This window comes from Paenibacillus sp. sgz302164, assembly GCF_056120505.1.
On sequence record NZ_JBVYOL010000017.1, the window covers coordinates 161,146 to 175,152 of the forward strand.

Genomic DNA, 14,007 nt, shown 5'->3' on the forward strand with positions numbered 1-14,007 from the left:
CCGATTTCGGCAACCCGGCTGCCGTTTCTCCGAGAAATGTCTTACGACATATCCCTCGTAGAAGTAGGCCCGTGGCTTTGCGTCCCTGTCTTTCGAACAGGTTTGCCTTTTCGTGTTCAGTTGGTTCATAGGCATTTAAAACTATAAAAATAGTACATAAGATTTAATACAAGTCCCATATTAACCCATAATCTAACATATTTCCACAAAATATTTATTTCTTGCACCTACTTGAACACGCGCCGATCTTTTTCTTTCTTCATCATAGCTTAGAGCTACGTTTGAGCAAGTGTCATAATTAAGTCTTGACCAAATATGTTAAATTATGTAATATTTTTTTTGTAAGCATTAGATGTAAATTCGTTTTTCATCATCACTTTTGTAAAATCCATTCATTTGTCAAAGGAGATGGGAAGGTTGAGTAGACGTTACTTAATTAAAAACGGCTGCGTTTTGACGATGGACAAATCTTTAGGGGATTTTAAGAAAGCGGACATTTTAGTAGAAGACTCTGTCATTGCAACGATTCAAGAAGATCTCGAAGTATCGGATTGTGAAATGGTCGACGCAACGGATATGATTGTCATGCCGGGATTGGTGGATACCCATCGGCACGTTTGGGAATCTTTGGTGCGAACTATAGGCGCCGACTGGTCGTTGCCTACCTATTTGCAAAACATTTATTATGGCGGGTTTGGAAGCAGGCTGCGGCCCGCGGATTGTTATGCCGCTAACCTGTTGGGAGCTTTGGAAGCGCTCAATGCCGGCGTAACCACTCTTTTGGATTGGACGATGATTTATTCTCCCGATCATGCGGACGAATTGATTCGCGGCTTGCAGCATTCCGGCATTCGTGCCGTGTTCGCGTACGGAGCTTCCGGTGAAACCGAATATTGGAACCGTGATAGCAAAAAAATGGTTACTGACGATGTGCGCCGCGTAAAACAGCAGTATTTTTCCTCCGATGATCAATTATTAACGATGGGGTTAGCCATTAGAGGACCGGAATTTAGTCACTGGGATACATCGGTTCAGGAAATCCAGCTTGCCAGAGAACTGGGTGCGGTATGTTCCATGCATATTGGCTTCGGCAGTTGGGGGCCGGATGACCGATCCGTTGAAAAGCTATATAAAGCCGGTTTGCTTGGCCCCGATTTAAATATGGTACATGCAAATACAATGGGCTATGACGAATACAAAATGCTCGCAGATTCAGGAGCGTCGATATCCGTTACTCCCGAGGTGGAAATGATGATGGGGCACGGGTATCCTGCCACCGGGTTATTTCTTGAGAACGGCGGGACTCCTGCCCTTGGCGTGGATGTGGTGACATCAACCGGCGGAGACATGTTTACGCAAATGAAATTCATGCTTCAGGCGGAGCGGGCGAGAACGAATCAGAGCATTTTAGCTTCCAAAAACATGCCCGGCGAATTAAGTTTGAAGGCTCGGCAAGTATTAAATTTTGCAACCCTGGCAGGAGCCAAGGCCTTGGGGTTAGACCGGAAAACCGGTACCTTGACTCCTGGAAAAGAAGCCGACCTCATCCTGATTCGGACGACGGATTTGAATATGTTTCCTGTTTCCGACCCGGTCGGTGCCGTCGTGCAATTTGCAAATCCGGCCAACGTTGATTCCGTGTTTGTTTCCGGTCGCCCGGTAAAGCGGCACGGACAGCTTCTTCACGCGGACCTGAACCACGTGCGTAAAATCGCAAATGAAAGCAGAGATTTCCTGTTCTCTACATCTGCAGACGCTCCAAGCTGAGTTGTTTAAAAAAACCGGTCTCCAAGTCCTGGAAACCGGCTTTTTATTTGCACTATTCGCTGCTGGCTAGCTACGGCATAATTTAAATGAAAATAACCAGAAAGATATAGAAACTAAAACACAACGAACCCACAATAAGTGAGTTCGTTGTGTTTGGCACAAAAATTATCGCTGCAAGGTTCTTGTTGGTTGAATTGGTAGGGGGCGAATCGCCACATGCATTCCCGCTGACCGCACGCACCCTGGTGTCCTGCTATTTATACTTTGGGATGTTTCCTTCATCTCGCCAACCGTTGAAGTAACCTACGTGAAGTTTAACAGAAGAATAATTCACGAAATCCCCATCGCCAAGTAACTCAAAGCTATGCGTCCCAGCCTCATAAGTGTTACTAATAACAACAAAACCTAATTGTTCCCCCTTATCATTGAAAAATGCTAAGTTTGCACCGACCTGTGCCTGTCTTGGTATTTTGAAGACTCCCGAAACTTTGGTTTGATTGCCTTCTTTCACAAGTATTAAATTTCCCACCTGCATATCATCTGTTGAAAGAGGGTTTGGGTCAACAATATCGAGCTGTCCTTGTTTGATAATGACTTCTTGTGTTTCTCCGTTATAACCAACACCAGCTCCTAAACTTTCAGCTACAAAACGAATGGGTACATAAACATGACCTTCATAGTTTAGAGTGACATACCCGCTTCCGATTTCTTTTGATTGATCATTGATATTGAACTTAACTGGAAATAAAAGTGATTGAATGTTATTTGAAGCAGCTACCGCAGTTGCCATTGTCAAAGACGATCCAATTAGCATTCCAATTATTATTTTTTTCATAGCATTAGCTCCTTATAGTTACCATCATAAACCTGGATATCAATTGTTTGTGATAAGAACAATGACCTGACCGTTATTTCACTTCCATGTGGTCGAGCTGGTTGTTCCCCTCCCACGCGCGGTTGTAATATATCGTGTCGCCCGCGAAGTAGAGTGAAGTCGCACGAGCGGTCGTCAGACCGGTTTCCCCCGTACCGTCAATGCGGAGCTTGTCGATATTGTTGGATCCCATAATTCCGAAGTAGCCATCGGCCATGTAAATCCAGCCTTGGCGGTATTGAAGCGTCAAAATCCCGCGCTCCGAGGTGTACAGCGGAATATCGACCAGCCCGTTCCCGCTCATTTTGTTCAATTGCATACCGTTATGGCAAACATAATAGATCCATCCGTCGATGACGACCGCATGGGTCACATCTTCGCGAAGCTCCCGATTGTCGGAGCCGTCCAGATTCATCCGAAACAGACGGTTTTGTCTTATATAATAGATCGTATCCCCATCCAGAAAAAATCCGGAAAAAGACGAATTTTGGTCTTTGGCCAGGATCACTTGATCCTCCGTACCGTCGGTTTTCATCCTATGAATGCCGTCAGTCCAGTAATAACCGCCGCCGTTTGTATCATGCATGTAATATATCCAGCCATCCTTCACCCAAAGTTTTTCGGCAGGGCCGGCGAAAAGCTGCGCGCGCCCTGTCCCGTCGGTTTTGATCTTGTAGATACCGCCGGGATCATTTTGTGAGGGAATCGTGTAATACAGCCATTCCCCTTCGATGTTGAGATACGCGGCATTGTCGTCCGATAGCTTCACTTCCTCGCTGCCATCCATTTTCCGTTTCAACAGTTGACTCGGTTCGAAATACTTGTTCTCCGGGTTCATATAAATCCAGTCGCCTTGAACGGCAAGTTGTCCGTTATTTGCCACATTGAGCGCATCGGCCTGCTTCGCTTGCGTATTCGTTCCGCCACCGCAGGACACAATCCCGAGTCCCTGTTCAACATCCCAACTCGTCATCCATCCGAAAACGTCGTGCGCGAACCGCCACGTTATCGGAAAATACGTGATATTGCGGTAAAGCAGCAGCGGATACGGTTCAGCCGCATTGTCAATCACTTGGCCATTCACTTTAACTGGAAATGGCGCAAACTCCGCCGTTTGTGTATCATCGTTCGAATTGATTGTGGAAGTCAAATCCTGTTGGAGCGGTATGCAGGCGTTCGTATTTTTCAACGACATCCCCTGACTCGGGTTCCACTGCGCCGTAAGCCCCAGTGCGGTCGTGTTGTTCCAGGTCATCGGGAAATAAGTGATGTCTTTATACACGAGAAGTGGATATTCGCTGTGCCGCATATCCAGCACGTTACCGTTCACGGTTACGGGAAATTCGGGAAAGCTTACCTTGACCTGATCAGCCGCGGCACTGGATACGGACGGCTGCAAGGCAAGCGATATGCTCAATAACAACGCGCAGAGGCAAAGGCGGGCTCTGTTCATATCGAGTTCATCTCCTCACAATTAACTTTTACTTAAGCGTGTCCAGCACGTTGCAGGGGGCGTTTGAGCAGCGCATTTAAATCCTCCACATAACCGTTAACAATGCGATGCATATACTGCTTGATTTCCTGATTCATGCAGAAATAACCTCCTCGTTCGGTATCTTTTCGGTAAAAGACGAAAGTTTTCATGCTGATACCCTTCAGTACCTAAAAGACCCCATACTCTTGATTCGTAAAGCATCTCGATATTTGGTCATTCTATGACCTTTCATTGGTATTTACCCCCTGATGTCCAGAGGCACATTTCTCCATTTTACCCACGCAGAATATTCAGTTAGGGTCGTTGCAATGGTAGTGCCTTTTACAGGTTCGTTATCATGGTTTGTGTACTCTCCTGAAACTTCGGAAGAATTGAAAGACAAATGGAGCAAAAGAAAAAACAGCTCCTTAAAAATATTCGGCTACCCGCCTTTTTTGAAGGTGCTGTTTTTTTCGCATTACTTACAGCCTAAACATATTATTTTGGCTTGTAAACGGATTCCTCTTGTGGAGCAGGCTTCAATACATTCAATTTATTTTTCAGATTCTTAACGAAAGTTACTGCTTCTGCTCTTGTTAAATGATCATCTTTCCCAAACCCTTCTACTGTTCCTTCCGTTTTTCCCTCCACAAGTTTATGATCAAGTAAATATTGTATTGAATCTTTTTCGCTATAATTTTCTCCGCAAGCATTGGACACGAGCTTTGCAATAGCCCCTCTTGTCAAATGCACGCCGTTTCCGGCAGTTGAGGATGGCGGTGTAATAATAGTCCACCCCATATTTAAAGCATATTTTATATAAGACCAAGACCAGTCGTCTTTATTCGGTGATACAGGCAAGTCTTTCGGCTGATATGCCCTAATTAATATGGCAAGAAATTCAGCTTGCTCGACATTTTCTTCAGGTTTAAAAGAGCCATCTGAATACCCATCGATAATATGATTCTCTACAGCCCATTGAATTGAATTATAACCCCAATATTCTGGCGATACATCGCTAAAGGGTTTTTGATTTGCAAGAGCCAAACCCGGCTTGGCCGCGGATATACATATGCAAAGTAAGGCAGTAACTGCCACAATCTTTATTATCTTTTTCATAAATTCCACCTCTTGTTAAATAGAAATGGCAAAGATCAGATAGAAACCTATCCAATCTTCGAAGCCTTTCCTTATTTATTAAAATCTATGTTTACCTCATATAAAGTATCGCGTGTTTCACTGATTAGCTGAATTGTGCTAATTTCTGCCGCTGTATCTTTTTTGCTGCGTGCTAATGTGAAAATCGATGTCCACGGGGATGTTATAGAACTGCTATAAATATATACGTTGGACCATTTCCTATTTATTCCTTTTCTCCATTTTCAAGTACAGCTCTATTACATGATGATATTTTTTAAATGCTTCATCAGGCCCAAGTTTTTTAATACGCTTTGATATGGTTGATGGTGATACGCCCAACAATCTTGCCCATTCAGCTATTCCTAGAGTAAGACCGCAATATGTTGAAAGAACCCTTAGGTCCCTGGGGTTCCCCCAATAGCAGTTTTCTTTCGTGTATCCCACATTTTCATCTTTCAAGTAAATTACTGCCTTCTCGAAGTATGTTTCCTGGGTGTCAATATAGAATTGTTCAAAATCCTTCCATTCTTCTGCAAAGTATATGTAAGGATGATAGTATCCGAATCGATACATAAGACTTGTCCAGTACTTTTTGATTTCCTTTTTTCTATTTACATTATCCATTAGTTCTACCTTCCAAGTGATCAGTAATCGAAATCATGCGGAAATAGCCTCCTCGTTCGGTATCGTAATGATGAATTTCGTTCCGAGCCCTTTTTGCGAGGTGACCTCCAAATGTCCGCCCGCATGCAAGACTCGGCTCCTCATTTGTTCGATTCCCAATCCCGATGAGTCGATCTCCTTCCGTCGCACTTTGTTGTCTTCAAACCCCACACCGTCATCCTCATAAATCAAACAAAAGTTGTTGTTTGCTTCCGTTATCCGGAAAGTGACGTTGGAAGCTTGGGAGTGCTTTTTCGCATTGTTGAGCAGCTCTTGAGCGATTCGAAAAATATGCCGCTTCGTCGGCAAATCTTTAGTTTCAATAGCAGCAGCCTGCTCAGCAATGAATTCAAGTTGAAAAGGAGCCGTAAAAGCTTCCTTCTTCATGTACATCGTCAGCGTTTGAATCAAACCGACCTCTTTCAGCAAATGAGGATTTAATTCAAAACAGCTTTGGCGCAAACCGGCATTGATCAGCTCCACGAAATTAATCATATTGTCGAGCTGTTCCCGGTCTTCTTCGGGCGTGGCATCCTTCTCCGCCAGAGTGGTCAACTTTCTTTTCAGAAAGAAGAGGTCCTGCATCGTCGTATCATGAAGATCGGCAGCAATCCGAATCCGTTCCTCCTCCTGCAATTCGAACATGATCTTGCGGAACCATTGAATGTCTTGCGCCGTGTCCTCTTGGGGAAGTTGGGAAGCCAATTGCTGCAGCCTCGCGGTCAGCTTGCGAACCAAGTGAACATTTTCCAGGCTAACTTCCAAATAAGATGTAATCAGGCGCAGCCATTGGATTTCTTCCTTTCCGAGCAGCGTATTCGCCTTTTTGCGTGTCATGACCAAATAACTCGTATATTCTTCATGGTCATTCATCTCAATGCAAGTATAAAGCGGATGATCGAGCAGGGATGACGAATCGAGCAGCTGCCGAATTTCCGCAGTATTCATATCACCTTCGCTAATGATTTCGGTATCGTCCTTATACCGGAACACAATGGCTCCCCCCATCACCTGAAGCGTGTCCACAATATCGACAAGTATGCTATCTTTCAATTCGCGGAAGCTGGAAATGGTGCCAAGGTTTTTGGAAATCTTCTTCAAAGCTGTTTGCAAGACGTATTTTCTTGGGAAAAGAAACGGTTCAAACCGTGTTGTCCAATATTCCGCCGCGTAGAGCACCCATGTAACAATAATCAGAGAAGCAACAAATATGAACAGAATTTGCTTCTCATCCACAACTTGGCTAAATAAGAAAGCATATACTCCCGTAAGCAAGCTGACCGGAACGACAGCCAGCAGGCCGGCGAACAAAATCCGCCGGATAATACGGCCAAAATCATATAGCTGGTTGGAAGCAATCAAGTATGCAAAAGAGATGGGAAAAAGTAAAATAATTCCGCTTGTAAATTGTGCATTTAAAATTTGATGTTGCGTAATCAATTGTGGAAGAAAGGAGAAGCAGATGACTGGTAAAAAAGAGAACAACCACGAAAGCCATACGCTCTTGATAATGCTTGACACGTAGGATTGTTCTCTCTGGATTTTGATGTACAGGAAAGTTAGAATGCACATATTGAAAATAAATCCAATTATGAAAAAGCTCAAGGAAACTGAACCACTATAACGATAAATTGTGTATGCTATGGAAGGATAGAAGTACAAGCATCTTATGCAGAAGCATATGGCAGCAAATGAATACATATATGTCAAAATTCGTTTTGGTAATTCAATGTCGCCTTTTTCCTTAAAGAAGACAACTAGAAAATGATAAAACACTATCGGCAACAAGATCATTAAACTGGTGATTACAAGTTTCCCGATTACATCTCCTCGAATAGAAGCGCCTAAACTCATATAAATGATTGCCATGGTCAGAAAAACAGCCGAAAGCAGTCTGGCAGATGGAGAGTGGCGTATTTTTATAAAAAGCAAAACGGCCATAAATAAGCACACTGCTTCTTCGATAATCGGAACAATATCGTAGTAGGTAGCACTATTGATGTTAAATTCTATTGCATACTCACGCCCGTCTCTAAAAATTAACAACGTGTGAGCTTGCTCAATTGTTCGCCATTTATAAACGAAAGGAGATTCATTGGGAAGCTTGCCGTCTACTCGCTTGACAATATCCCCCACTTGAAGATCAAGCTTTATACTGGCACTATGGGGAGCCAATTCTTTGATTACCCATTGCTGCTTTGGAGTTAGCTCAAGGTAAATCCCGGTATATGGGTAATGGAACGTAATGAACGAACACCAAAGCTGCAAGGCGACAAACATCGATAGTAATAGCCCGGTCACATACTTATTTTTCATAATAATCGTCCTCCATGCTTCATTTATTTGTTATTATTATGTACGTAGCACAAATTGTCCCGGAAGGGGGTGATCTCTATGCCTACAATCCAGCTAACCCCCAATTTGCATAATGCGGTACATATGTTGAAAAGTGTCGAGATGCATGAAAATGAAAGTCCTTCTGTAGCTGAACTATCCTTGTCGAAAGAAGAGTCTTCCGCACTGATGAGCACCTTCAATCGTCCTGTAACAAGAATGAAAAAAGAACCTCGTTGTGACTGGGATTGACCCCCTCAAGCAATATTTTACCAAATAGAAGAAGGATTGTAATTAGCCCCGGCTAAATGCAATCCTTTTTTTCATTTTTATGCATGGTTTGTGCGCACGTATGTTTCATAAAGATGAAACATATTTAGAATCGATGGCGTGATTTATGCGCTGAATCCGGTACAAGTTAACTTTATGATTATAGGTATATAAATGGGAGAGAATTACATTTTATATCATATCGGGAGAGAGTCAGGGATGAGAGATAAAAACATGAGCCGTTGGAATACTTATGAGCCATTTTATGTTCGATTAGATGATAAAAAAATAGTCGACATTGTCATCACCCATCATGCGCACAGCCGTTGGCGCACCCGAATAGACGACGAAAAAACCGAACTTGAAGAAATATGCATGTTTTTGTGGGAAAGGCTGAAGAACGGCAAAATCGTACCGTATTACCGCGATGAGGAGGAAGTATATGTCATCGATGGCGATTTGCTTATGGTTGTGCAGTTTGCTGTGGTTGAGAAAGAAACGGATCTCGCCGGCAATCCCTTACATAAAATGATCGTCATTACCTTCCTCGGAAGCATGGCGAAAACGATAGAACTGCGCGACTTGAAGACGTATTATTCATGGCTGCGCCATTCGAGAAGAATGAAATTACTTAAACACAGCAGGAAGAGAAGGTAATTATCCAGAACCTCACTTCGACGGCACATGGGCCAAAATGCTGACGAGCTTGCCGAAAGGATCGCGCACATAAAATCTCCGAACGACCCAAGGCTCGTCGGCCGGGCCGTATTCGATCGGAAAGCCGGCTCGCTTCATGCGCTCAAGGGCATCGTCGACAGACGTATGCGAGCCTCCTTGTGAGGCGAAGCTGATTTGGATGCCCATCTCCTCTTGCGATCCGTTTGACCTTCATTTCCGATCTTCCTTCCTATCCCGTGAGCGGGCAAGCTTTTATGATTCATTTCAACTGTCCGATTGACAGGCTGATTTTGTAGTTCCCGAACTGCAGCAGGTCGTCGAGCAGCGCGGATAGTTCCGCCGGCGAGCCGACACGCACTCGTATCCAGTAACAGCCTTCGCCGCTGACGCGGTGGGCTTCGACGATTTGGCCGTTTTGCTGTATGAATGTGTTGAATGCTTGATGAGCAGTATTCGATTTCATAAAAACCGTAACGAACGCTTGAACCGCCAGGCCGATTTTTTCGGGATTCCAGCGCACTGTGTATCCTTCGATGACACCGAGATCCTGCAGTTTCCGCACCCGGGAACCGACCGCTTGTCCGGTTAAATGGACGATTTGCCCGATTTCCTTATGCGGCCGGGAGGCATCCTCCAGCAAGCATTGCAAAATGCGCAGATCGGTTTCATCGATGGTTGATTGGCTCATCTGCAAGTTCCTTTCACGTTGAAAATAATTGCCGGATTTTCGTTTCACCAGGTTGTATGCGGATTTTCCGGCACATTTTATAATTGTAACAGATTTAAGATGCAAACGTTAAGGAGTGCTGAACGATGAAACTTCAATTGATCCGCCACGCCACGCTTTGGCTGGAATATGGGGGAGTCCGCTTTTTGATAGATCCGATGTTTAGCGAAAAAGAGGCGAATCCGCCTATCCCCGGCACATCGAATGAAAGGCGCAATCCGCTCGTCGCGCTGCCGTCCCCGCTTGAGACTTGGCTCCAGCCGGACGCCGTTATCGTCACGCATCTGCATCCCGATCATTGGGATGAAGCCGCCGCGGCTGCACTGTCCAAATCGATACCGGTTGTGTGCCAACCGGGCGATGAATCGACGATAGCCGCCTCGGGATTCGAGTCGGTTACGGCTGTGGCATCCACCTTTACCGTGGGCGGGGTATCCCTGTCACGGACAAGCGGGCAGCATGGAACAGGGGAGATTGGCATCCGGATGGGACAAGTATCCGGTTTTGTTCTCCAGGCTGAGGGCGAGCCGACCGTTTACATCGCCGGGGATACGATATGGTGCGATGATGTGCAACATGCGCTCGATACGTACCGGCCGCAGCTGACTATCGTGAATGCGGGCGGAGCCCGGTTCACGGTCGGCGACCCGATTACGATGAACGCGGACGATGTGATCAGCGTTTGCCGCTATGCGCCGTACACCAAAGTCGTTGCGGTGCATGTGGATGCCATTAATCACTGTCTCACCACGAGAAGCGATTTGCAAGTGAAGTTGAATGAATCCGGGCTTTCTCCGCAGGCTGCAGTTCCCCAAGACGGCGAATGGATTTGACCTGTGGTAATGCGAACACCTGTCGATACTGGAAATTACAATCCGGTATTGACAGGTGTTTTCATTTGTTCGTTGAAGTTGAACTATTATAATAATATGGAGTATCCTGAGAAGCATTGAAATCTAATAATTAAGGTGTTGTTTTGAAATGGAGATCATAAAATTTAATGATGACTTGGAGCTTTATGGCAGGGAATTTCCTGACTTTGACGAGCTAAAGAACTACTGTACTACAACTCTTAATAATAAAAGCAATGCAATAGAAGCTAAAGTATATGCTATATATAACTACAGTAAATTTCATTTTGTATGTGCATCTAATGAAAAAAGTCTCTTCGATCCTAATGAAGAACTAATTAAAACAGGAATCCCAAGCGGAGAATATATCACATGTGATATCAATAGCTATGATCGGGTCGGAGATTTTTTAATCCAATCATCCTATAGAGTAGATCATACATCGTTTCTTTATATTGAGGAATACGATTTAAGTTCCGGGTCTATACAGGTTTACGTTTTATTAAGAAACAATGGTTTGAATTTAACGAGTATATCCAAATTTCCATACGAACAATCGCAAGATCTTAAGAATCATTATATTGCTAATTTTGTCGGTTCGTTAGAAATGAAACGTCTTCAAAATGGGTATATATGGGAGAATTTGAAAAAATACAACGCAGTGAGTATTGAAGAATTAAAAAGTTACTCGAAAAAGCTTAAAACCGTTCTATTTTTTTGGGATACCCACTGGAGTCTGCCTGTGTTGAATGTTCTTGGAAGAGACTGGGTTTTTACTATGGAGTACGAAATATTGCTTCATCATTACTTTGAAAAAAATTTTCCTGAAGACCTCTATATTTTTGATCAAACTTTGAAATGGACACTTGTTTTAACTCATGAACCTCAGAATGAGGACGGGTGGAAATATTTGAGAATTGGAGAGATTGCCCAATAAATCTTTCATAATGCCACAATTCAGGCTTGGAACTGAAGAGGCTGATTGGGCGAGAGTGGTTCCGACTGGGGGCAGGTCGGCAGAGCCGAGAAGACGGCGATAGATATAAGGAAGCATGCCTTCCGGCATACCTTGGCGATTTGTTTCAAGCGTGCATTCGTTCACCTCTTTGTGAAAAAATTCAAAATGGCCCAGCCCCTTTCCACGAGAGGGGTTGGGCCATTTTGCCAACAAGCGTCGGACAAAAATGTTAGATTATTCACAGAATTACTTTTCAAATTAAAGTAATATATGGAACAATGGGGATAAAATATTACAAAATATAGCATATGGGTAATGAATAATGATGTCACAAAGGCTATATTACGTTTATCAACAACAGCCAATACAGGATGAGTAAAGGAAACGGAGGTGAGGGCCATGGCAGGCTTTGAACAGATCCGGGTCAAGACCGCATACCCAATTCACCGGCTGGAGGATGTGCAGATCGAGTGGAAACCGGGGGAGCACGGACGGCTGACCGTGCGCGGAATCGTAGATGAGGCTGTCAACGTAAACGCAGCGCAGCAAGCATCGGCAAGCGATGAGATCCATGTCTACGAGTACGACGGCCAGCGGGAAACGACGCTGTTCAAAGGTTTTGTAAGTGCAGTGAACATGACGCATGCCAACGGCATATACGGCATCGAACTGGAAGGGCTGTCCGGTTCGCATAGGCTGGATGTCGCCAAGCGGCGGCGAACGTTTCAGGATGTGTCGATGGACTATCCGTCGCTTATCCAGGAGCTTTTGCAAGCCTATCCGCAGCAGGATGTGCTGTACAGCGTGGGCCAAGGCGCAGCGATCGGAGCGCCGGTGATCCAGTACGAGGAGACGGACTGGGAACTGCTGAAGCGTCTGGCAAGCCAATTCCAAAGCGTCGTTGTCTGTGATATCTTGGAAGCAAGGCCCAAGCTGTTTTTTGGCATGCCGCAAGGGAAAAGCGTCAGTCTGCCGGAGGATACGCCGTATAAGGCGGGTAAGGACCTGCTGGCTTTTCAGCGGGCCGGCGGTTATGAGGCAGGGCTGCACGATACGGATTTCTTTTACTATGAGGTAGACAGCATGGAGCGCTTGTCCCTAGGGGATGAGCTTGAATTCCGCGGTAAACGGATGGTGGTTAGCGAAGTTACCGGCCGCATGAATCGCGGACAGTTCGTGTACACGTACCGTTTGTCACGGGCAGAGGGGATTCGCAGGAGCCCTATCTACAACGAGAAGTTGACGGGCATCTCGCTAGAAGGGGAAGTGCTGGAGGTCAAGGGTGAGCAGGTGAAGCTGCATCTGAGCGTGGACCGCGAGCAGTCGAAGGACAAGGCGCACTGGTTCCCGTTCGCACCGGCGACCGGCAGCGCCATGTACAGCATGCCGAAGGCGGGGACTCGCGCCAGCCTGTACATTCCCGATGCCGAGGGACGGCAGGCGATCGTCGTAGGGGCGGTGCGCACCAATGGCGGCAGCTGCGCCAAAACAGGCGACCCGAGCAAGCGCTACTTCGGGACGGAGCACGGGAGCGAACTGGAGCTGACGCCGACAGCGATCAACCTGACGGGCGGGAGCAAGGAGCCGCTGAAGCTGAGCTTCGACGATGCGGTGGGCGTGACGATGACGAGCCACAAGAAGCTGACGCTAAACGCGAAGGCGGACATCTCGCTTTACACGCCCAAGCGTGTGGTCATCTACGCGCAGAGTCAGCTCATGGCGAAGAAGCTGAGCGCGCAAAGCGGCTTCTCGATCGAGAGCGAGTACCACTTTCTCGGAGCGAACGTAAGGGCGGAAGGAAGAGACCGCACCTCGTATGCGCCATTTGCCGACGAGCCGAAGCAAGGGACGCCACCTCCTCCACCCCCGCCGCCGGAGAAAAAGAAGTTTAGCTGGGGGAAGCTGGCGGGCAACGTGCTGGGCGCACTGGCGGTTGTGGCCGTGGTAGCGGTAGTTGCGGCAGTTACCGTAGCGACGTTAGGAGCCGGAGCGGTGGTGATCGGAGCCGTTGCAGCCGGCGTGATGGCAGCGGGAGCCGTCGCAGTAGGAGCGAAAGCCGTCTCGGATGTCCAGCGAGGGGAAGTGAGCGACTTTAGCGATTATTCCCCCGCCGATGCGTTTCGGGAGTTGATGAGCGGTGCGACATCCGGTGCGCTTTTCGGACCCATCAAGAAAGCATGGGAAGCGTACAAAGAATTTGATCCGATGAGCGCTGGCATCCTGGCAGGAATCGGCACGGTTGTAGAGGAAACCGTTCTGGGGTTGGCAGAC

11 protein-coding genes, 2 pseudogenes and 1 riboswitch are annotated in these 14,007 nt (G+C 46.1%); of the genes and pseudogenes, 6 read left to right on the plus strand and 7 right to left on the minus strand.

Features of this window, described 5'->3' with window-relative positions; genetic code table 11:
- Positions 1 to 5: 5 nt before the first annotated feature.
- Positions 6 to 117: riboswitch (cyclic di-GMP riboswitch) on the minus strand.
- Positions 118 to 408: 291 nt separating this feature from the next.
- Complete coding sequence (locus tag AC0LWT_RS26295; RefSeq protein ID WP_474684247.1) at positions 409 to 1,767, plus strand: amidohydrolase family protein; 1,359 nt, start codon at positions 409 to 411, stop codon at positions 1,765 to 1,767.
- 253 nt (positions 1,768 to 2,020) lie between these two features.
- On the opposite strand, the gene AC0LWT_RS26300 is transcribed toward AC0LWT_RS26295, so the two are convergent.
- From AC0LWT_RS26300 to AC0LWT_RS26320, 5 genes are all read right to left on the minus strand, one after another.
- Complete coding sequence (locus tag AC0LWT_RS26300; protein WP_474684248.1) at positions 2,021 to 2,602, minus strand: stalk domain-containing protein; 582 nt, start codon at positions 2,600 to 2,602, stop codon at positions 2,021 to 2,023.
- 73 nt (positions 2,603 to 2,675) lie between these two features.
- Positions 2,676 to 4,094, minus strand: coding sequence for a DUF5050 domain-containing protein (locus AC0LWT_RS26305; protein WP_474684249.1), 1,419 nt, complete (start codon positions 4,092 to 4,094; stop codon positions 2,676 to 2,678).
- A gap of 519 nt (positions 4,095 to 4,613) precedes the next feature.
- Positions 4,614 to 5,234, minus strand: a complete 621-nt coding sequence (locus AC0LWT_RS26310) for an S-layer homology domain-containing protein (protein WP_474684250.1) — start codon at positions 5,232 to 5,234, stop codon at positions 4,614 to 4,616.
- 240 nt (positions 5,235 to 5,474) lie between these two features.
- Entirely contained in the window at positions 5,475 to 5,879 is a 405-nt protein-coding gene (locus AC0LWT_RS26315) for a hypothetical protein (RefSeq protein ID WP_474684251.1), read from the minus strand.
- A 33-nt stretch (positions 5,880 to 5,912) separates the two neighbouring features.
- Positions 5,913 to 7,439, minus strand: coding sequence for a sensor histidine kinase (locus tag AC0LWT_RS26320; RefSeq protein ID WP_474684252.1), 1,527 nt, complete (start codon positions 7,437 to 7,439; stop codon positions 5,913 to 5,915).
- A gap of 873 nt (positions 7,440 to 8,312) precedes the next feature.
- On the opposite strand from AC0LWT_RS26320, the gene AC0LWT_RS26325 reads away from it, so the two are divergent.
- The gene (locus AC0LWT_RS26325) at positions 8,313 to 8,504 is read left to right on the plus strand and encodes a hypothetical protein (protein WP_474684253.1); all 192 of its coding nucleotides are present in this window, start codon (positions 8,313 to 8,315) and stop codon (positions 8,502 to 8,504) included.
- A 237-nt stretch (positions 8,505 to 8,741) separates the two neighbouring features.
- A complete protein-coding gene (locus tag AC0LWT_RS26330) occupies positions 8,742 to 9,179 on the plus strand; it encodes a hypothetical protein (RefSeq protein WP_474684254.1) in 438 nt (145 codons plus the stop codon).
- Between the two features lie 12 nt (positions 9,180 to 9,191).
- Here AC0LWT_RS26330 and AC0LWT_RS26335 read toward each other — a convergent pair.
- Positions 9,192 to 9,401: pseudogene (locus AC0LWT_RS26335) on the minus strand (VOC family protein); the annotation flags it as partial.
- A 58-nt stretch (positions 9,402 to 9,459) separates the two neighbouring features.
- Positions 9,460 to 9,888 carry an Lrp/AsnC family transcriptional regulator gene (locus AC0LWT_RS26340; RefSeq protein ID WP_474684255.1) on the minus strand — a complete coding sequence of 143 codons (429 nt, stop codon included), beginning with the start codon at positions 9,886 to 9,888 and terminating at the stop codon, positions 9,460 to 9,462.
- 125 nt (positions 9,889 to 10,013) lie between these two features.
- On the opposite strand from AC0LWT_RS26340, the gene AC0LWT_RS26345 reads away from it, so the two are divergent.
- The 3 genes and pseudogenes from AC0LWT_RS26345 to AC0LWT_RS26355 form a co-directional block, all read left to right on the plus strand.
- On the plus strand, positions 10,014 to 10,760 hold the full coding sequence (locus tag AC0LWT_RS26345; protein ID WP_474684256.1) for an MBL fold metallo-hydrolase: 747 nt from the start codon (positions 10,014 to 10,016) through the stop codon (positions 10,758 to 10,760).
- A gap of 148 nt (positions 10,761 to 10,908) precedes the next feature.
- Complete coding sequence (locus AC0LWT_RS26350; protein ID WP_474684257.1) at positions 10,909 to 11,715, plus strand: hypothetical protein; 807 nt, start codon at positions 10,909 to 10,911, stop codon at positions 11,713 to 11,715.
- A gap of 420 nt (positions 11,716 to 12,135) precedes the next feature.
- A pseudogene (locus tag AC0LWT_RS26355) lies at positions 12,136 to 14,007 on the plus strand (HNH endonuclease); the annotation flags it as partial.